Here is a 19,374-nt window from a genome sequence, read left to right on the forward strand (position 1 = left end):
CCGTGACACCCATTTCAATACTCTTTCTGTTTGTTATTGTGCTGGTCTTCGGCATCGCGTTGAAGCGCATGTCACCGGCACAGCGCAAGCGACCCATCATTGTTGGTCTGATCACGCTGCTGATTGCGGGCCTGCTGTTTCTGGCGGCTACTCACCGTCTGTATTTGCTGGGCGTGTTGCTGGCCGCCCTGCTGCCCTGGGCCCGCCGCCTGTTGCCGCTGCTGATTCGTTTTTTACCCTCGATCCTGTCTCGCCGCCAGTCCGGCAAGACGACCGGCGCCACAGGCCAGACCTCTCGCGTTCAATCGGCGCTGCTCGACATGGAGCTGGAGCACGACAGTGGGGTCATGCACGGCACGGTGCTGGCCGGGCCCTTTGAAGGCAAAACCCTGGCCGATCTGGAGGAAAAGGAGTTTATTGACCTACTCGCCTATTGCCGCCAAAACGATGCCGATTCTGCCCGCCTGTTGGAGACCTACCTCGACAAACGCTTTGGCGATCGCTGGCGTCAGGATGACCCGGGCGCCCGGCAAGACGATGCTCAGCCTCCCCCGGAGAACGATTCAGGTGCCATGACCGACGCCGATGCCTACAACATCCTCGGCCTGGAACCCGGCGCCGACCGCGATGCGATCATCCAGGCCCACCGCCGCCTGATGCAAAAAGCCCACCCCGACCGCGGCGGCAGCGACTGGCTCGCCGCCAGGATCAACGCGGCGCGCAGTCACTTGCTGGGGGATTAATGACTCAGGTTGCATGGACGGGTTCACGCCGACCCCGATGGGTCTGCCTGGCACCCGGTGCTCAACCTGTGCCTGAATACTCCAAAACGTGAATTTATCAGATCACCTCAAAACTCAGCGACAACGCCGAAGCCGACTGCCCGCTTACCTGCTCAACATCGTGCCAGTGGCTGCTGGCAAAGCTGAGCACCTGCTGGAACCCGCCTTCCCGATTTAGATCCGCCAGGGTGTAGCCCGTCTTTCGGGTCAAATAAGGCCGCTCCGAATCCAGTCCGTCAGACTGCACGGTCGCCCTTACCTCGACCCGCTGATCCGGCTGTGCCACGGCGGAACGTCCAATCCAGTTCACCTCAAGACGCGGCAACGCTTTCTGCTGAAGGGCTCTGGCACCGGCCGCTACCCTGGCGGCATCGGCCAGCAGGGTTACATCGAGCTTTAACAGGGCTGCCCAGCGGGCAATGACATTCGAATCCACACTGCCATTGAGAATGAAGTCATCCACGTCTTCGCGGGAAAAACCGTGATCGGGTGAGAACATCAGTCGGCTGCGGACCACGTTGTGGACGTTGTCCAGGCTGGCACAGCCCAGCACCTGAGCCAGAAAGTGGGAAAACAGCGTTGTCATGGTGCACCTCGATCACGTTGGCAATGTCATTAAAAAGACCAGGCTGATCGGGAGAGGATACAGGTGCAGAAAGGCTTGGAGCGGAGGCGCTTTAGCTGCATTTGTATACCGCTCGCAAGTTACACATTAAATCAGCGGGTCATCTGGCCGAAACTATATCAATATATTTTGATATAGCAATACCAAAACGCTTGCCAACCTTGAAATTCCGGTTAATATTCCGCCACTTCACACGGCGACCCAGCATGAACCTGATCTCCTTCGATGTTTTTCGTACCCTCGGATTCCCGGATGTTCAGGTCATCAAGCCCGAACATTTCTTCCGCCACAAAGACGTCATTCGCAACGCCGACTGGGTGCTATTTCCGGAATACTGGCAGCTCAACGCCCTGCTCTTTGGCCTGGATGCGCGAATCTTCCCGAGTGAAGCGAGCTACCGAATAGGACACGACAAGGTCGAGATGACCCGTGCCTTTGAAATGGTCGCCCCGGCTAACACGCCGTTGACACTGATAGAGCCCAACGGCCCACTGCAACAAGAACAGCTGTGGGACCTGATGACCCTGCCATTCGTCGCCAAAAACCCCAAAGCCAGCATGGGAGAAGGCGTCTGGCTGATCAAAGACCGGGCAGACTGGCGCCGGTATTGCGACCAGGCCAGCGTGCTCTATGTTCAGGAATATCTGCCGATTGAAAAAGACCTGCGCATCGTCGTCATCGGTGACCGGGTGCTGACAGCCTACTGGCGCCACCAGGCAGACCAGGGCTTCTACAACAACGTTGCTCGTGGCGGGTGGGTTGAATACGGCGAGGTGCCGGCATTAGCCATTGAGCTGGCGTTAACTGTAGCGCGAGACCTGGGCGTCAACCACGCTGGCTTCGACATCGCCATGGTGGGTAGCCACCCCTTTTTGCTGGAATTCAATCGATTGTTTGGCAACCAGGGCCTGAACAAGGGCTCTGAACTTCAAGACGCCATTCTCGGTTACCTGCGCGATGAACATACCCCCAGAACCCCGGATGGGCCTACCACCCCACCGCGGACTTTTCCGGTGGCGGTTTAATGACTTCGAACGCCTGACTCAGGACACCAGCACCAGCCACCGCCCAATCACTGTCTTGCCAGCCTCGACCCTTAACGGTGCCGTCTCATCGTGCAGGCACCGGTGCGGTGGCAGCGCTGCCATCAACTCATCGCCATCGTGCTGAATCCGGCCTTGCTTGTGAATCCGTTCGTGGTGGCCCTGTTCCAGCGTAATCACCCAGCGACAGCCCTCGGGCATCCGCGTCATCGCGTTGGCCAGCCAACGGCTGGCATCCGGCACATAGATCAGCACGTCCATTAACAGCACCAGATCAGGCCTCTGTTGATCGGCTGGCAGCGCGTCAAACACCTCAGGATCACGAACATCCATTTGGTGCAGTGCCCGGTAATGCCCTTTCTGTTTGGCCTGATTCAGCATTGCTGCACTCAGATCAAAACCGATCAGGTCGGCTTCGGGATAGGCCTGTTTGACTGGCCCGGCAGCCAGGCCCGTACCACAGCCAATATCCCAGACCTGCCTTACCGGTACCCAGTCAGTCAAGTGACGGGTCAGCCAGGCCGGTGCCTGGTAATCTAGCGGGCCCAGCAAATGCTGGTCAAACTGCTCCGCCGCACCGTCAAACACAGAGGCAACATAAGCCGCGTTAGCTTCTCTGGATACCCGGCCGGTCAGCGCTTCCAACAAATAACGGGCACTCGTATCGCCCGGATGCTGCTGGAGGTGCCGTCGGTAATAGGTCTCAGCTGGCTCACTCAGGCCGGCTTTCACCAGTGCACCGGCTAGGCTGTCCCAGTTATCCTGGCAGAGGGGTTCCGTGCGGGCCACGGTGGCCCGGTCAGCACTGGCATGTGCCAGCACCAAGGTTTCCGTTAGCACGTCCGGCTCCGTCAATGGCAAGGAAGCAAGCGCCGAGCGCGCTTCGCTCCACTGCTGCAGGTGTCGACGCGCTTTGGCGATGGCCAGACCACATTCTAGCCCGTCGCCCCCCAGCGCTAACGCCCGCCCGAACGCATCCGCCATGGCCTCATAATCCCGCAGGGCTTCGCAGGCGTAGCCGAGGTTGGCCAGGAAACCCGGCTCATTGGGCTGCCGGGCTATCGCCGCTTCCGCTTCCCGACGACTCTCGCCGGCCCGACCCAGGCGCAACAACACCAGCGCCCGATTATTCCGGGCATAGCCGTCAGTCGGGCTTATTTGCAGCGCTTGCTGCAGCGCCGCTTCAGCCGCGCTATAGTCGTTACGGTGTAAATGAGTAACGCCGAGTAGGTGCCAGGCAGGCGCACTGCCCGGGTCTTTTTTAAGCCACAGCTTCAAACGGGCCAGCGCCGGGCTCAAGCGCCCTTGTTGTATCAGAGTCAGGATTTCGGCAGATCGATCAAGCATAAAGGCGCCACTTCAATGGGTCAGTGATGGGTTACTTGTATAAGGGTTCAAAACACGCGCAGTAAACTAGCCCCGGGTGCCGGGGCGAGCCAACTCCCTGGAGATGACCCGCTCTCCAGACTTAAGCCTTAACTGTTTGTTTTTTAACGTCTTTTCGCAACAAGCACAAGCATCGCCTGAACCGGTTTGGCTACCAGTTTGCACACAGCCTTATCCACAGATTTTGTGGGTAAGCGCAACGCAAACACCCTTGCAGCAAACACGAATGACCCCAATAGCCTACACCACATGACCAATGAGACCGCTGAATGAACCTACTGACCCCCACCAAGGGGTATTGGCTTACCCCGGCCATTATCTACATCAACGCTGCTTTGTTTGTGCTGGTGGCCCTCTACACCCAGAGCATCATGTGGTTTCCCGCCCGGGAGCTGGTAGTGCTGGGCGGAAATTTCGGGCCACTGACGGTCGATGGTCAGTGGTGGCGTTTGCTGACCAGCGTTTTTCTGCACGGGGGCCTGTTGCACCTGATCTTCAACGCTGTGGTACTGGCCAACATCGGCATTTTTCTCGAACCGCTGCTTGGCCGTGTCTCCTTTGCCATTGTCTATCTAATTACGGGCGTACTGGCGAGCCTGACCAGCCTGATGTTCAACTATGGCGTTGTCTCGGTCGGCGCTTCCGGCGCCATTTTCGGCATGTATGGCTTCTTTCTGGCTCTGCTGACCACCAAACTGTTCAAACCGGAGTTTCGCACTACCTTCCTGAAAAACACCCTGGGTTTTATTGCGCTTAACATCGCCATCGGTTTTTTTGGACCAATCGACAATGCCGCTCATATGGGCGGGCTGGTCAGCGGTTTCATTCTGGGCTATGTCTGGCTTCCCTTTGTACGCAAGCGGATACTGAAGACGGCGCGAGTCTAAAGGGTGGCTAAAGTTGGCTGCGCACCCAGCGAATGATGTCGTTCATTCCCATCGCACCAGCCTGGCGCGCAACCTCACGCCCGCCTTTAAAAACGGCCAGGGTTGGAATGCTGCGAATGTTATAGCGGGCACCCAGCGCCTGATGGGCTTCTGTATCCAGCTTGGCCAGCCGCACAGCAGGCTCCAGTGACTGGGCTGCCTGCTCATATTGCGGCGCCATCATCTTGCAGGGCCCGCACCAGGGTGCCCAGAAATCCACCACCACGGGAATGTCACTGCGCCCGATGTGTTTTTCAAAATTGGCGGCGGTCAACGCCAGCGGCTTGCCGGTAAACAGCGCCGACTTGCACTGACCACACTTAGGCCCATCGGCCAGGCGCGCAGCCGGAATGCGATTCACCGCATCGCAGGCAGGGCAAACGACATGGACTGAATCACCCATCTTAACCACTCCAGACTCATTCAAAATAAACGCCACGCTCCAACTCACAGCTCACAGCTCGCAGCTCAAAAACTCTCACTTACTATCCCAACATCACAGACCACCATCATGACCCAGATCAACCCTGACGCTGGTCGGCTGAACGGCCTGTCCCATCACTGCGCTTTGTCAGCATAGCTTAACCTGTGCTAACGTTAATCACACTTCCCACGATGTGTCTCATCGTTTAGCGGTTAACCGCTGTATTCGCCCTCTGTGGCACTCATTATTCCAGGAATTTTCTCGTGATACGTGGATATGTTGACGTGCTTCGGTCGTACTGGCCGATGCTGGTGTTCGGTTTGCTGACGGTATTCTTTGGCAACTTTGGTCAGTCGTTCTTTATCAGCTGGTTCGGCGCGCCGATTCAGGAAAAACTCGGCTTGTCGGCATCGGCTTACGGGTCAGCGTATTCGGTGGCAACCCTGGTCAGTGGCCTGACCATCATGGCCATCGGCGGCCTGGTCGATAAACTGGCATTGCGGCTCTTCGTCACCCTGATCGCACTGGGCTTGTTTACCGCCAGCCTGCTGATGTGGCAAATGAACTCGCTTTTCAGCCTCGTTATTGCCCTGTTCATGCTCCGCTTTTTCGGCCAGGGCCTGATGCCCCACACGGCCATGACCGTCATGGGTCGCTACTTCTCGGTTAACCGGGGTAAGTCGATCAGCATTGCCGGTAATGGCGTACCGCTGGGTGAAATGATTCTGCCCAGTTTGTTGGTACTGATCATCGCCCTGGTCGGCTGGCAGAACAGCTGGCTGGTGGTGGCCATCGTGATTATTAGCGTCTACCTACCCACAGCCCATTGGCTGCTACACCGGGCAGGCCCTAGCGAAGTGGACCGGCTGGGTATGGAAAAACGTCTCCGCCCGGATAATGTACCCGACGGCTCCCGCCGCACCGTTTTGAAAGACAAACGCTTCTGGCTGGCCTTGCCACTGCTATTGGCACCCGGATTCATTGTGACCGGCATCTTCATTCAACAGGCGTTTATTCTGAGTGAAAAAGGCTGGAGCACAGGCCTGTTCGCCACCAGTTTTATTGTTTACGGCGGCGTTCACTGGATAGCTTCGCTGATAACCGGCACGCTGGTCGACCGTTTCTCAGCGGCACGCCTGTTGGTATTTCTCGGCGTTCCACTGTTTGTTGGCTTGGCCTTTGCCGGCACCTTTGAAGGCATCTGGGTCGTCTTCATCATGATGACCATGCTCGGCACCGGCATCGGCATGACTGGCACGATCATGAACGCACTCTGGGCTGAAATTTACGGCACCACCCACCTAGGCGCCATCCGCTCACTGGTCACCGCACTTGGGGTGATGAGTACAGCTGCTTCACCGGCGTTATTCGGCCTTATGATTGATGCTGGCATCAGTGCTTCTGCACTGCTCTGGACGATGGCGGCTTATGTTTTGGTCGGTTTGATTCTGGCGCGGCAGTCCTTTCGGGTTTAATAACCACAGGCCTGGCTGACTCTTTAGCCATTCGTTCGTTCCAGCAACCGGGTATACCTAGCCGGGGCCGGCGTAAACCCATCCATGGGGCCTAGACCGCAGGATATGAATCCCTTCCATGGGATCCACCCTTCGGGCTCGCTGCGCTCATGCTAAAACGCTCCTGGCGTTTTAGTCCGTGCTGCGGACTTCCCCGGCTAGGTATACCCGGTCGCCGGAATTTAGACAGTTGCATTCTCTGAGCAATAAAAAGCAGTGCGGCTAATTAAGCTGGCTGCTGGTCCGTAAACACAGCCAAAAACGCCTCCCCATAACGCTCCAGTTTACTGTCGCCCACACCCGACACTGCACTCAGCTCGTCGAGGCTTTGTGGTCTCAATGCCAGCATGTCTTTCAGGGTTTTATCGTGGAAGACCATAAAGGGAGCCAGGTTGTGTTCGAGAGCCAACTGACGGCGTACTTCGCGCAGGGCTTCCCAGAGTGGCTGGTCTTGCTCGGCAACGTCGTCAGCGACGCGGGGCTTGCGTTCACCACTGGATTTGACCGGGGTGGCATCGCGTCTCAGTGCCAGGCTTTGCTCACCCTTGAGGACTGGCCTGCACGCATCGGTCAGTTGCAGCCCGCCGAAACCTTCCGGGTCAACGTTCAAATAGCCCAGTGCCACCAATTGGCGCATGACCGATCGCCAGTCATTGGCGCTGAGATCTTTGCCAATGCCATAGGTTGAGAGCTGATCGTGGCCGAAGCGACGCAGCTTTTCGTTTTCACTGCCACGCAACACATCAATGATGTGGTTAGCACCGAAGCGTTGGCCCGTCCGGTACACACAAGACAACGCCTTGCGCGCGGCATCTGTAGCATCCCAGGTTTCAACCGGTTCGATACAGGTGTCGCAATGCCCGCAGGGCTCCTCAAGGTGTTCATCAAAATAGCGCAACAGCACTTGCCGGCGACACGTAGTCACCTCACACAGCCCCAGCATGGCATTCAGCCGTTGCTGTTCGTAGCGCTGGTGCTCATCGCTGCCGGTCGACTGAGCCATCATCTGGCGCAGCTTCACTACGTCTTCAAACCCATAGAGCAACAAGGCCGTTGACGGTTCGCCATCGCGACCGGCACGACCGGTCTCCTGATAGTAGGCTTCAATGCTTTTCGGCAAATCCAAATGCACCACGAAGCGCACATCCGGTTTATCGATGCCCATACCGAAGGCGATGGTCGCTACCATAATAATGCCGTCTTCACGCAGAAATCGGGACTGATGATCCTGGCGAATATCGGCCGACAAACCCGCATGGTAAGGCAAGGCGTTATAGCCCTGGGTACGCAACCAGTCGGCGGTTTGCTCAACTTTCTTGCGCGACAGGCAATAGACGATGCCCGCCTGTTCTTCAGGTGTTTGCTTTAAAAACGCCAGCAGTTGTTTGCGCGGTGTTTGCTTGGGCTGAATCCGGTAAAAAATATTGGGCCGGTCAAAGCCGCTGATAAAGGCAGGGGCATCCAGCAGGCCAAGCCGCTGTTGAATGTCTTGCCGGGTACGCTGGTCGGCGGTTGCGGTCAGCGCGATGCGCGGCACCGACGGGAATTCACGCTGCAACACGTCCAGTTTGAGATAATCGGCCCGGAAATCATGCCCCCACTGCGATACGCAGTGCGCTTCATCAATGGCAAACAGGCTGATATTGGCTGCTTTTAGCAACTCAAGCGTCCGTGGCTGCAACAGTCGCTCCGGCGCGATGTAAAGCAGATCCACCTCACCGGCGAGCAAGGCGGTTTCGGTTTGCTGCACCGCATCGAACGAGAGCGTCGAGTTCAGAAAGCCGGCTCGAACGCCCAGGGTGCGTAGCGCGTTTACCTGGTCCTGCATCAGGGCGATCAGCGGTGAGATCACCACGCCGGTTCCAGGCCGAACCAGGGCCGGAATCTGGTAACACAGGGACTTGCCGCCCCCGGTTGGCATCAGCACCAGCGCATCCTGCCCCGAGACCAGCGCATCAATCACGGCTTGTTGCGGGCCACGGAAGGCATCGAAGCCAAAGACGTGGTTGAGAACGGAGAGAGGAGTCTGTGTCATAACGGCAGTATACCGAAAGCCGGAGTCGCCAACAGGGCCGCAACCCAGGTATTCGTGTCAATTCGATCACAGGACTATACTTAAACCACAAGCCTCGGAGGTCGGGCCAGCTGCATCGCCAGGAAATCGTATCAGTCACCGGACATGCCGCTCCGGGGTCGGCGTGAACCCGTCCATGGGGCCTAGATCGCAGCATCCATGCTGCGAACTTCCCCGGAGCGGCATGTCCGGCACCTGATACTTGACCGGTGGCAACTTCTAAAAGTTAAAGCGCTGGCGCAAAGATGAAAGGAGTAAGTTAACCAATGGGCATTGCAGGCGTAGGCGCCATCATGCTGGTCCTGGTGTTGATCGTGTACCTTCGATCGATCAGCAGCGGGCCGAGCCGGAAGGATCGGGCTCGAAAAAACGATCGCTGGTTACTGGAGCAGGTCGATGCACTTGAGGGGTTTGGCCGTCGTCAGGATGCCATCAAGTTGCTGGAAAGAGCTCTGGTGTCCGACCCTGAAAACCAGGTACTCAAAGCTAGACTGGCATTGCTGGAAGAGGATTCGCCCACGCATTCCTGAATTCGCCAAATGAACCATTTCTGGCATACTGCGGCCTTTCAAAGCCATCACCTCGTGGGTAGCCATGAAAGGACTCAATCCGTTTTCCCGTATTTCAGCGTCTCCAACGCGCCCCGCTGCGGGCACTTCGAAGGAGGCGGCCTTTGATGTGACCTCTCTGGTCAATGGCCCCTTCGGTGAGGCTAACGATGAAGCAGAGGATACTAAAGCCCCGCTGGATGAAAAGCTGCGCCAGGCCTACTTCTGGATCGTTAATCATGCCGTCATCAGCCCGCATTACGACGTTGAATACAACCAGACTGCGCCTCAGCCCATTCATTTCGGTGACAGCCAGACACCGCTTTACCTGCCAACAGACCAAAGCTATTCCAGTTTTATCCTGCTCCCGCTGCTGACCTTCGCCGCGCGCAGAAAGTGTCTGTTCATTGGAGGGCCGGGCCGTGGCAAGACGGCCTCCGCCTTGTTGATGGGGTTGCTTGGCGGTTACAGCCCCAAGGAAGTCCGCCGTGCCATGCAGCACGGGCACCCGCAAATGACCGTTGCGGATTTGCTGGGCAACCCGATGCCCATGGACCTGATGCAGGCCGAGCAGGAATCCGACATCCGCATCAGCTGGCGCCGCTGGCTGAACATGCGCGTCAAGATCGTCGATGAATACAACCGCATTCCGACCCGCACCCAAAGTGCCTTGCTGACCGTCATGGGCGATAACTACGCCGAGATGTTCAATCAGATTCACGAGTGCCCGCCCGCAGCCTGGTACCTGACCGCCAACGACGATCAGGGCGGTGGCACTTACCCGGTGATTGAAGCGCTGAAAGATCGCATTGACGTCGTTGTTCAAGCACTGCCATTCAACCCGAGGTTTCTGGATGAATTGCTGTTGCGCATTGAAGAAGGCGTCGACCCGGCCGATTGCCTGCCCGATGCACTGCAGTTTTCCGAGGCGGAAATGGACCAGATGGAGCGATCCATCCGCGCGGTTACCCTGCCCGCAGAGTTGCGCCAACGACTGGAATTCTTCGCCAGTCAGTTCGAGTTCAGTGAGTATTCCGGGCAGCAGTTCGAATACAAAAGCAAAGATACCTCCCGCCTGGCCGGCGTGCCAAGACACCAGCTGGCCATGCTCGAAGACGGCCGTGACCGACTCGCCGATCTCGGCTGCCAGACGCGTAATGGCCTGTCGGTGCGCAGCCTGATGTCGCTGATTGTCTATGCCAAAGCCATGGCTTTTTTCCGGGGCAACACCGAAGTTGAACTCAACGACCTGACTCAGATGCTGCCTTTTGTGTTGCACTCGCGCCTGTTCGCCGATGCCGATGCTCCCTTCTTTCAACAGCCGGAAAATGCCGCACTGCTCAGCGACAAAATAGGCTGGTTGCGTCATCTGTTCCAGCTCAGCTGCGCCGAATTTGAGCGCCAGGGCCGGCACCGGAAAGATGCGGTTGCCGAGCTGAAAGCCGAGCTCGACGAAGGGCTGGAAGGCGTTTCCGACAAGCAATGCCGCAAACGGCTGGAACAGATTGAACGCGCCCTGCATCAGATGGCGGCTGGCAACAAACTCTCTGGGGCGGTGCACGATGATGCGATGACGCTTAAATACCTGCACCAGCGCTACAGCAATTATCAGCGCTGGCTTAGCAGTCAGGGTTAATGGCTGATGCAGAACCCGGAATTAGATTGGAACGGTCGCTCTGCCAGGTCACGGATGCCGGATAGATGCCATGAAATCTGAGTGGCTGGCACACTACCTGACGCGTCAGGCCGACCCGCTTAATCAGGCTTACCGACTCGCACGCCAGGGTGATCCGGTGCAATTTGCCAGCGCCTTTGGCCGCTTTGTTCAGCAAGATCTCGATTCGTTGCTAACAAGTCTGGATCACTGGTCACCTTCAAACAAAGCCGCGTTGTGCGAAACCGCCTACCAGTGCGGCCTGACCCTGACTCGCCACGGCTGGCTAAGAGCCGAGCAACAACCGGTCACCGACCGGCTGTTTCAACAGCTGTTGCCAATCTGGCTGTCGCCCTACCCGGATGCAGCACCCAGGCTGCTGACCCAGCTGCTAAATGCACTGTCCCATCTGCCCGGAGCCGGTCAGCGAACCGGGCTGCTCGACCAATGGCAACGCTGTTTGCCTGCGCCCGACGCCACCCCCGATGGCCTGCTGGTGTTCAGCTGGATGGCCGGGTTACCGCAGTATCGTGAAGCCGCCCTGCAAGCCTTACACCGGCATCCCGACTGGCTGAAAACTCTGGCACTGGGCGACCCTGAGGCGTTCGAACACCCCTGGTGGCAAGGGTCGACACAGGGTTGGCACAGCGCCCCGGTGCAATTCGGTGCTTCTCATTGGCTGGGCGGTGACTTTACCGCCAGGCCCCGGTTGCTGATTGCCCCGGGGCAGACGCTGGTTCAGGCAGGCCGTGAGTGCTGGCATCTGTACATAGACGCCTTCGGCCAGGCGTTACTGCCCGCCACGAGCCACCACCCGATGCAGCTTCCCGTCCCTGAGTGCACGGGTCTTCCGACCGGTCTTGCCCGCTTGCCCCAGGGCACTGAAACACCACGCCAATGCCTGGAACGCCGCCATGACTGGGTTGTCAGTTTTCACGACAGCTACGCCCTGCGGGTGATCCCGAAAACCGGGGAGCAGCCATGAGCGAACTGGACACCTGGCAACACCACTGGCACCCGGCGTTGCAGTTGTGGAGCGAGCATCTGCAATTGCAGGAGCCGCTCTGGCTGTTTGATGTTGAAGCAACACAGTCTGCCGGGCTGACCGATAACATTGCCGCCATTCGCCTGGCCTCGCAACGCGTTATGGTCAATCTGCCCATGGTGATCGAGCGCGACCTGACTGACTTCGCTCTGGAAATTCTGGCGCACGAAATCGGGCACCATGTGTATGCCCCGGCCAACATGACCCGGCATTTGCAGTTACTCGCGGTCATTCGCCAGGCGTTGCCCAGTGTCGAACAACAGGCGCCACTGGTCGCCAATCTGTACACCGACTTGCTGATCAATCATCGCCTGCAGCGCCACACCCGCTGCCGGATGGACCAACTGTACCAGCGACTGAACACCGGCCAGGGCAGCCCGCTCTGGACGCTGTATATGCGCATTTATGAGCGTCTCTGGCAACTGGCACCCGGCACGCTGACACCCGCTGACATCAGCCCCGAAATGGAAGGAGATGCCTGGCTGGGCAGCAGAATCATCAAGGTCTACAGCAAGGATTGGCTGACCGGCGCCAGCCGCTTCGCCAGCCTTCTGCTCAGTTACCTCATTGAAGAAGCCGAATCGGCCGCCGCCACCTTCGCCACCCTGCAGGATACCGCCGAGGCGGGGCAAGGGTATCAGGGCTCCGGCGTGCTTCAGGTGCCGCGCATCGATAGCCTGCACCCGAGTCGCGACACGGAACTGACCGACCTGCCAGCCACAACAGACGGGGAAAACCCGGCGCACGATGGCGAACAAGGCGTGAGCTCCCGGGGCCAGGCAGTGGAGCCTCAGGATGCGTTCGAAGTCCTCAAAGCCGCCGGTGTCGACATAACCCGGCATGATGCGGCCGTGCGCTATTATCGAGATGCCGTCCGCCCTTATTTATTGCCGTTTCCCTCCCGGGTCACTTCCAGCCCGGGCGAGTTTCTGCGTGAAGGCGTCGAGGTCTGGCAAGCCGGAGACGACCCTGCCGACATCGACTGGTTTGCCACCTTACTGGCAGGTAACCCGCCCATTCCGGGGTTTACCACCCAGAAAGCCGTGTACGGACAAGACAGCCCCGAGTCACAGCAACATCAGACGTGTGATCTCGATCTCTACGTCGACAGTTCAGGCTCCATGCCCAACCCCCAGCAGCGCATTTCCTATCCGGCACTGGCCGGTGCCCTACTCTGTGTATCCGCCCTTAGAGCCGGAGCAGCGGTGCAGGTAACCCTGTGGAGCGGAGCGCATCAGTGCCTGGCCACTGAAGGGTTTATTCGCAACGAGACCGCTGCCTTGCGGGTGCTGACGGGCTTTTTCGGCGGTGGCACCAGCTTTCCGCTGAAACAGCTGCGCACCACCTATGCCCAGCCCCGGCAAACCCCGACCCAGGTGGTGATGCTGTCCGACGACGGCATCAGCTCGATGTTTCAGGACGACGAAACCGGCACCCCCGGTGAGCAGATCAGTGCCCGAACATTACAGCACTGCCAGGGCGCCGGACACTGGGTACTGGACCTGCCCTACGACCTGGATGACCCCCGACTGCAACAGTCATCCTGGCTGAAATCGGCCCTGGAGCGCATCCAGCTGGGCCAGCAACAAGGCTGGCAGGTGTATCGGGTTAACGGGCTGGAACCCATGCTCCAGTTCGCCCGCGAGTTTTCCAGACAACACTATGGCGCCGACGCTACATCACAGGGAGAGCGCTGACGCATGTCTGAAATGCAATGTGGGCCATCGATGCATCTCCTGCACCAGCGCCTGCTGGCTTACCCCGAATCCCCCAGCCCACGAGGACTGGACCTGCTCGCCTTGTTGCACGATTTGGTGCGGCGGCTTGATTCTGAGGCCACCCCGGATGCGCTGGCCGCGCTGGCAGGCTTGCCGCTGTGTCAGGCAGGCACTGTTGAGAGCACTGTCGTCGACCTGGATGAAGCTGAGTTCGCCCGGCTCTATCAGCAATACGAGAACCTCGATGCCGCCGCACTCGACACCCTGGAACAAGAGACCCGGACAGCATTGGATCAGCACGGCCTGGCAAACATAAATACACCAGACCAGCTCAAAGCAGAAACAGCCGAGCCTCCCAGCGCGCTGCTGCAGATGACCTGGCTGCTGGCCGATGACGCCTTTACCGGGGCCACCCTGTTCGCTTCCGACCTGGTCAGTCTGCTGTGCTCGGCCGACACCCTGATGGCGCAAGCCCACCCCAACCGGCAAGATGAAGACCAGCGCGAGGAACTGATTCGACTGGCACTCAATGGCCTTCGGCTAAAAGCTCAGGGTGAAACCGATCGTCAAGCACGGGACCGGCTGTTGATGGTCAGCTCAACCGAACGCGCCCGCGTGGTGGCTGCCTCGCGCGCTGCCGAGGAACGCGCCGAAGCCATCCGCCAGGCACTGGCAGAACAGCGTGCGCGGGAAGCCGCCGACAAATACACCCGCGAATGACGATGAATCCGGACCAACGCCCGTTAGAAGTCGCCCCCTGGGTCGACACTGACCGCCTGCCCGGACTAACCCCACGGGCGGCGGCCCGCTTGCGTCAGTGCCTGGAGCACCCGGCTGCCCCCCGCTTTACCGGGCGCAGCGGTCATCGGCTTACGGCTCAGGCGGTCAGGCAATTACACGCCGACAAAGCGGCCATGCAGCAGCCAGATCCACGCTGGATGGCGACTTTTCTGGCCCACTGCCGGCAGCAGGTGCCGCACTACCGGCACTACCCCTGGCACAATGACGTATCGGCCCTGCCGACCACCAACCGCCATGACCTGAGCCGCAACCTCACCGCCTTCGTTCCGGATGACATCGACCCGGCACAACTGATCGCCTATGAAACCAGTGGCACCACCGGGCACCCGCTTACAGTACCGTCATTGCCCCTGGTCGCAGCGCGCTATCACTGCTTTCACGAACGCATCCTCAGCTGGCACAGCATTGACCTGCAATCGCTTTCGGGCGACACCGGGGTGATGCTGGTCGGCGACCAGCAACGCTGCTTTACCTATGCCTCGGTGTTGCCTTACTGGGACGATAAAGTCCTGCTGAAAACGAACCTGAACCCGGCCGACTGGCCCGAGCCGGACGCCCGTGGCCGCTACATCGATGCCTGCAAACCCCTGCTGATCACCGGCGACCCGCGCAGCCTGAGCACGTTACTGAGTCTGGCGTTCAGCCATCGCCCGGCGGCGATACTATCGACGTCCATGACGCTGTTGCAGGGCCTGAAAGATCGGCTGGTGCAACGGTTTCAGTGCCCGGTTATTAACCTGTATTCGATGAACGAAGCGGGCCCCATCGCGGCCGACGACGGCAGCGGCAACGGCCTGCGCCTGGTCCAGTCGACGCTTCGGGTAGAGATTCTGGATCGGCAGGGCAAGCCGGTAATAACGCCTACCGATCGCGGCGAAATCACCCTGACCGGCGGCTTTAACCCCTGTCTGCCTCTGTTACGCTACCGAACCGGAGACTACGCCAGCCTGACCGAAGATGCTCAGGGCCGACGCTACTTGCAACAATTGGATGGCCGCCCGCCCGTCCGGTACAAAACCGCTAGAGGCTGGCTCAACAACGTCGACATCACCCATCTGTTGCAGCCCTTCGGCCTGGCGCAGTATCAATTGCATCAGGATCAGCACGGCGGATTGACACTCGGCGTGCTGGGAGACGCCGATCGTGCTGATCTCGAACGCGCCCTGAGTAACGCCTTTGGCAGCGGTTTCCCGGTTCGCATTGGCCGGCTGCAACCAAAAGCCGACAAACTCATTCAATACACCAGCCACTACCCCGGAGCCCATAACGGATGACCAGCCTGACTTTGCTGGAATACAGCGCCAACGCTTTTTTCCTGAGCAGTGTGTTTCTCGCCGCTCGCAACCATCGCCACACCTGGACACTGGGCATCATCGGTTGTGTGCTGTTTGGCGTGTTGTTCTATCAGGTGCAACTCTACGCCGATGCCACCCTGATGGTGTTCTACATCGGCACCAGTGTCATTGGCTGGCAACAATGGCAACGCGGCGGTGCTGCCGCCGAGATTCAGCGCACGCCCTGGCCAATGCTCGGGCTGTTCAGCCTGATCGCCATTGGCACCTTGCTGGGCTACGGCTACATCCTGTACCTGAACACCGATGCCTATGCCCCCTTCGCCGATTCAGCGGTGCTGACTTTCAGTGTGCTGGCGCAGCTGTTGTTAATGAAACGCCGCCTTGAGACCTGGTGGTTCTGGCTGATCGTCAACACCGTTGCCGTCCCGCTCTACGCCTCGCGCGGCCTGAGCCTGACGGCGATTGTTTATGTGGGCTTCTGGCTTAACGCCTGCTATGGCCTCTGGCGCTGGCATCGGGAACTGAGGGCGGAATGTCTCGCTTCCGAACCGGCCTAGTCGTCGGCAAGTTCTCGCCCCTGCACGCCGGTCATCGCTACCTGCTCGAATGCGCTGAATCGGCCTGCGACCGGCTTGTCGTAATCAGCTATTCGCGTCCCGAATTCGCCGGTTGCACCGCCGACTTGCGACGCCTCTGGCTGGGGCAAGCAATGCCCGGTACCGGACACCAGGTACTCGATGCCGCCGATGCGGTTCGCCTGGGCCTGTCGATGCCCGGGAACGACGCGAGCGATGAGCGCCAGCGCCAATTCTGCGCTAACCTGATCGACCGCAGCCTGCAATCGCCGGTGGATGCGGTGTTCAGCAGTGAGGACTATGGCCAGGGATTCGCCGAATTTCTCTCGGCCCACTGGCAACAGCCGGTCGAGTCTGTGGTGGTTGACCGGCACCGGGTGCGGTTTCCGGTCAGCGGCTCGGAATTGCGCGCCCAGCCCAATAACGACTGGGTCGAGCCATCGGTCTACGCCGCCCAGACCTGTCAGCGCATTGCGCTGATTGGCGCTGAGTCGACCGGAAAAACGTGCCTGAGCCAGTGGCTGGCCGAACAACGCGGCTGGCCCTGGGTCGCTGAATTTGGGCGTGAGTTCTGGCATGAGCGTGGCGGTGTTCTCAAGTCAGATGACTTACTGGCCATCGCCCGCACCCAGGTAGACCGCGAAAACCAGGCCGTACAACTCGCCCTGGCCAACGGCCAGACAGGCATCGTCTGCGACACCACCCCGCTGACGACGTTGATTTACCATCAACTGATGTTCGACGCTCCCCCACCGGCCGAACTGGTGGCGCTGGCCGAACGCCCCTACCACCAGGTATGGCTCTGCGCTGCCGATTTTCCGATGGTGCAGGACGGCACCCGCAGTCCGGAAGCCTTTCGTCAGCAACAGCAGGCCCGCTACCACACCGAACTGGCTGAGCGCGACCTGGAGCATCGTCACCTAACGGGTTCGCTGACCCAGCGCCAGCACCAGCTGCTATCGTGACAAGGCCCGGCCCCCGGCGTTAGGATGAACCGACCCGTGCCGATCAGCGAGGCCAACGATGAAACGACCAGACACCCAGCCGTTCGACCGCGACCGCCACCTGGCTCAACCGGATACGCACGAGGTGTTCAATCAGCCATCACCTCTGGCTGACTACAATCTCTACCTTAGTGACCGTGCCCTGCAACACTGGGTTGGCGTCTTTGGCGGCAACTGGGCCGAGGCGGACTTAACCGCCTACGGCGCTCGCTGCGGTGGTGATCTGATCGATGCCGGTTTTGCCGCCAACACCGTCGAGCCGACCTTTCACTCCCACGACCGCTTCGGCCAACGCATCGACGAAGTCCGCTTTCACCCGGCCTACCACGAATTGATGAAAACCGCCGTTGAAGCGGGCGTTCCATCCTTGCCCTGGCGCGAGCCTAAAGCCGGTGCTCACGTGGCCCGGGCCGGGCTCGAATACCTGCACATGCACGCTGATGCCGGTTCTGCCTGCCCGCTGACCATGACTTTCGCAGCGGTTCCGGCCATCGCCGGCACGGAATCGGTCGCCAAAGACTGGCTACCGAAAATAACCGCCCGCCACTACGACTCGAGAAACGTCCCCTTCTTTGAAAAAGAAGGTCTAACTATCGGCATGGCGATGACCGAGAAACAGGGCGGTTCCGACGTGCGCGCCAACACTACGCGAGCCTACCCCACTGGGGCACGCGGACCGGGCGAACGCTACGAGCTGATCGGCCACAAATGGTTCTGTTCTGCCCCCATGTGCGACGCCTTCCTGACTCTGGCACACACCGAAACCGGTCTGTCCTGTTTCCTGCTGCCGCGCTGGCGGCCCGATGGCACCAAGAACGCCCTGTTCATTCAGCGCCTAAAGGACAAACTGGGCAACCGCTCCAACGCCTCTTCCGAAATCGAATTTCGCGGTGCTGAAGCCTGGTTGCTCGGCGAGGAAGGCCGGGGCGTATCGACCATCATTGAGATGGTCGCCATGACCCGTTTCGACTGCACCGTTGGCTCCGCCGCCCTGATCCGCGCGGCCACCGCCCAGGCCCTGTACCACACCTCGAGCCGGTCAGCCTTTGGTAAACCCCTGCACGACCAGCCGCTGATGCAAAACGTACTGGCGGATCTGGCCATCGAATCCGAAGCGGCGCTGGCGCTCGCCCTGCGCATCGGCCATTCACTGGACCAGGCGGCCTACTCAGAACACGAAAACCTGCTGGCCAGACTGACCAACCCGATTGGCAAATACTGGGTCTGCAAACGCACGCCACACCTGACGTACGAGGCCATGGAATGCATTGGTGGAGTGGGATATGTCGAAGAAAACGTCTTGCCGCGTCTCTACCGGGAGGCCCCGGTCAACGCCATCTGGGAAGGCTCGGGCAACATTCAATGCCTGGATGTCCTGCGTGCGGTCCGGAAAACCCCGGATGCCCTGACCGCCCTGTTCAAAGAGCTGGAGCAAGCCCGCACCCAATCGCCCCGCTACGATGCTCATCTGGATCAACTGCAGCGGGACTGGGCCAACACCTCAGACCTCGAATACCGGGCCCGCGCCCTGGTCGACCCCATGGCCCTGGCACTCCAGGCCAGCATCCTGCTGCGCCACGGCACCCCCGACATCGCCGATGCCTTTATCGCCTCACGGCTGACGCCGGGCACCCAAGTAAACCTCGGTGGGTTACCCACGGGAATCAATTACAAGAGGATCATTGACCGGGCAGTGCCCATGGTGGGCTAGTGGCTGCCTGCTTTGCGGCACGGTCTTATTCAGTGGCGGGAGTTCGTGCTGACCACCGGTTAGGTCTGACCGAGGCCGGCATGAACCCATCCATGGGGCCTAGACTTCGGGATATGAATCCCATCCATGGGATTCACCCTCCGGGCTCGCTACGCTCATGCTAAAACGCTCCCGGCGTTTTAGTCCATGCCTCAGACTTCCCCGGTCAGACCTACCCGGCAGCCAGCACTTGGTTTGGCAGGCAATTAG

17 protein-coding genes are annotated in these 19,374 nt (G+C 59.4%); 13 read left to right on the forward strand and 4 right to left on the reverse strand.

Going from position 1 to position 19,374, the window contains the following annotated elements:
- The first annotated feature begins 2 nt into the window (after nt 1-2).
- A complete protein-coding gene (locus ABJT94_RS07325; RefSeq protein WP_348474575.1) occupies nt 3-743 on the forward strand; it encodes a DnaJ domain-containing protein in 741 nt (246 codons plus the stop codon).
- 97 nt (nt 744-840) lie between these two features.
- Here the strand turns inward: ABJT94_RS07325 and ABJT94_RS07330 are convergent, their stop codons facing one another.
- Nucleotides 841-1,368 carry a hypothetical protein gene (locus ABJT94_RS07330; RefSeq protein ID WP_348474576.1) on the reverse strand — a complete coding sequence of 176 codons (528 nt, stop codon included), beginning with the start codon at nt 1,366-1,368 and terminating at the stop codon, nt 841-843.
- Between the two features lie 245 nt (nt 1,369-1,613).
- Here ABJT94_RS07330 and ABJT94_RS07335 point away from each other — a divergent pair, with 245 nt between their 5' ends.
- Nucleotides 1,614-2,432, forward strand: coding sequence for a hypothetical protein (locus ABJT94_RS07335; RefSeq protein ID WP_348474577.1), 819 nt, complete (start codon nt 1,614-1,616; stop codon nt 2,430-2,432).
- Between the two features lie 18 nt (nt 2,433-2,450).
- Here ABJT94_RS07335 and ABJT94_RS07340 read toward each other — a convergent pair whose 3' ends face one another.
- The gene (locus ABJT94_RS07340; RefSeq protein WP_348474578.1) at nt 2,451-3,797 is read right to left on the reverse strand and encodes a methyltransferase; all 1,347 of its coding nucleotides are present in this window, start codon (nt 3,795-3,797) and stop codon (nt 2,451-2,453) included.
- Nucleotides 3,798-4,105: 308 nt separating this feature from the next.
- Between ABJT94_RS07340 and ABJT94_RS07345 the strand changes: the two genes are divergently transcribed.
- A complete protein-coding gene (locus ABJT94_RS07345) occupies nt 4,106-4,723 on the forward strand; it encodes a rhomboid family intramembrane serine protease (RefSeq protein WP_348474579.1) in 618 nt (205 codons plus the stop codon).
- A 7-nt stretch (nt 4,724-4,730) separates the two neighbouring features.
- On the opposite strand, the gene trxC is transcribed toward ABJT94_RS07345, so the two are convergent.
- Entirely contained in the window at nt 4,731-5,165 is a 435-nt protein-coding gene (gene trxC, locus ABJT94_RS07350) for a thioredoxin TrxC (protein ID WP_348474580.1), read from the reverse strand.
- Between the two features lie 284 nt (nt 5,166-5,449).
- On the opposite strand from trxC, the gene ABJT94_RS07355 reads away from it, so the two are divergent.
- Nucleotides 5,450-6,661, forward strand: a complete 1,212-nt coding sequence (locus tag ABJT94_RS07355) for an MFS transporter (protein WP_348474581.1) — start codon at nt 5,450-5,452, stop codon at nt 6,659-6,661.
- Between the two features lie 265 nt (nt 6,662-6,926).
- Here the strand turns inward: ABJT94_RS07355 and recQ are convergent, their stop codons facing one another.
- A complete protein-coding gene (gene recQ, locus ABJT94_RS07360) occupies nt 6,927-8,735 on the reverse strand; it encodes a DNA helicase RecQ (protein ID WP_348474582.1) in 1,809 nt (602 codons plus the stop codon).
- A 305-nt stretch (nt 8,736-9,040) separates the two neighbouring features.
- Between recQ and ABJT94_RS07365 the strand changes: the two genes are divergently transcribed.
- The 9 genes from ABJT94_RS07365 to ABJT94_RS07405 all read left to right on the forward strand — a co-directional run bounded on the left by ABJT94_RS07365 (nt 9,041) and on the right by ABJT94_RS07405 (nt 19,125).
- Complete coding sequence (locus ABJT94_RS07365; RefSeq protein WP_348474583.1) at nt 9,041-9,304, forward strand: hypothetical protein; 264 nt, start codon at nt 9,041-9,043, stop codon at nt 9,302-9,304.
- A gap of 64 nt (nt 9,305-9,368) precedes the next feature.
- Nucleotides 9,369-10,958, forward strand: coding sequence for an AAA family ATPase (locus ABJT94_RS07370; protein ID WP_348474584.1), 1,590 nt, complete (start codon nt 9,369-9,371; stop codon nt 10,956-10,958).
- A 70-nt stretch (nt 10,959-11,028) separates the two neighbouring features.
- Nucleotides 11,029-11,961, forward strand: coding sequence for a hypothetical protein (locus ABJT94_RS07375; RefSeq protein WP_348474585.1), 933 nt, complete (start codon nt 11,029-11,031; stop codon nt 11,959-11,961).
- Nucleotides 11,958-13,718 carry a hypothetical protein gene (locus ABJT94_RS07380; RefSeq protein WP_348474586.1) on the forward strand — a complete coding sequence of 587 codons (1,761 nt, stop codon included), beginning with the start codon at nt 11,958-11,960 and terminating at the stop codon, nt 13,716-13,718. Before ABJT94_RS07375 ends, ABJT94_RS07380 begins: the two co-directional genes overlap by 4 nt.
- Before the next feature lie 3 nt (nt 13,719-13,721).
- Entirely contained in the window at nt 13,722-14,459 is a 738-nt protein-coding gene (locus ABJT94_RS07385) for a hypothetical protein (protein ID WP_348474587.1), read from the forward strand.
- Between the two features lie 2 nt (nt 14,460-14,461).
- The gene (locus tag ABJT94_RS07390) at nt 14,462-15,814 is read left to right on the forward strand and encodes a hypothetical protein (RefSeq protein WP_348474588.1); all 1,353 of its coding nucleotides are present in this window, start codon (nt 14,462-14,464) and stop codon (nt 15,812-15,814) included.
- Nucleotides 15,811-16,392: a nicotinamide riboside transporter PnuC gene (gene pnuC / locus ABJT94_RS07395; protein ID WP_348474589.1), complete on the forward strand. Its 582-nt coding sequence runs from the start codon at nt 15,811-15,813 to the stop codon at nt 16,390-16,392. The genes ABJT94_RS07390 and pnuC overlap by 4 nt, the downstream gene beginning before the upstream one ends.
- Nucleotides 16,368-17,375, forward strand: a complete 1,008-nt coding sequence (locus ABJT94_RS07400) for an AAA family ATPase (protein ID WP_348474590.1) — start codon at nt 16,368-16,370, stop codon at nt 17,373-17,375. Before pnuC ends, ABJT94_RS07400 begins: the two co-directional genes overlap by 25 nt.
- A gap of 58 nt (nt 17,376-17,433) precedes the next feature.
- Nucleotides 17,434-19,125: an acyl-CoA dehydrogenase family protein gene (locus ABJT94_RS07405; RefSeq protein ID WP_348474591.1), complete on the forward strand. Its 1,692-nt coding sequence runs from the start codon at nt 17,434-17,436 to the stop codon at nt 19,123-19,125.
- The last annotated feature ends 249 nt before the right edge of the window (nt 19,126-19,374 follow it).

The sequence above is a fragment of the Saccharospirillum sp. genome (assembly GCF_039982735.1).
Classification (GTDB): Bacteria; Pseudomonadota; Gammaproteobacteria; order Pseudomonadales; family Natronospirillaceae; genus Saccharospirillum.

Coding starts and splice junctions, on each gene's coding strand:
- ABJT94_RS07400 (WP_348474590.1), top strand. CDS start 16,368: ATGTCTCGCTTCCGAACCGGCCTAGTCGTCGGCAAGTTCTCGCCCCTG.
- ABJT94_RS07365 (WP_348474583.1), top strand. CDS start 9,041: ATGGGCATTGCAGGCGTAGGCGCCATCATGCTGGTCCTGGTGTTGATC.
- recQ (WP_348474582.1), bottom strand. CDS start 8,735: ATGACACAGACTCCTCTCTCCGTTCTCAACCACGTCTTTGGCTTCGAT.
- ABJT94_RS07385 (WP_348474587.1), top strand. CDS start 13,722: ATGTCTGAAATGCAATGTGGGCCATCGATGCATCTCCTGCACCAGCGC.
- ABJT94_RS07380 (WP_348474586.1), top strand. CDS start 11,958: ATGAGCGAACTGGACACCTGGCAACACCACTGGCACCCGGCGTTGCAG.
- pnuC (WP_348474589.1), top strand. CDS start 15,811: ATGACCAGCCTGACTTTGCTGGAATACAGCGCCAACGCTTTTTTCCTG.
- ABJT94_RS07390 (WP_348474588.1), top strand. CDS start 14,462: ATGAATCCGGACCAACGCCCGTTAGAAGTCGCCCCCTGGGTCGACACT.
- ABJT94_RS07405 (WP_348474591.1), top strand. CDS start 17,434: ATGAAACGACCAGACACCCAGCCGTTCGACCGCGACCGCCACCTGGCT.
- ABJT94_RS07335 (WP_348474577.1), top strand. CDS start 1,614: ATGAACCTGATCTCCTTCGATGTTTTTCGTACCCTCGGATTCCCGGAT.
- ABJT94_RS07375 (WP_348474585.1), top strand. CDS start 11,029: ATGAAATCTGAGTGGCTGGCACACTACCTGACGCGTCAGGCCGACCCG.
- ABJT94_RS07330 (WP_348474576.1), bottom strand. CDS start 1,368: ATGACAACGCTGTTTTCCCACTTTCTGGCTCAGGTGCTGGGCTGTGCC.
- ABJT94_RS07345 (WP_348474579.1), top strand. CDS start 4,106: ATGAACCTACTGACCCCCACCAAGGGGTATTGGCTTACCCCGGCCATT.
- ABJT94_RS07370 (WP_348474584.1), top strand. CDS start 9,369: ATGAAAGGACTCAATCCGTTTTCCCGTATTTCAGCGTCTCCAACGCGC.
- ABJT94_RS07340 (WP_348474578.1), bottom strand. CDS start 3,797: ATGCTTGATCGATCTGCCGAAATCCTGACTCTGATACAACAAGGGCGC.
- trxC (WP_348474580.1), bottom strand. CDS start 5,165: ATGGGTGATTCAGTCCATGTCGTTTGCCCTGCCTGCGATGCGGTGAAT.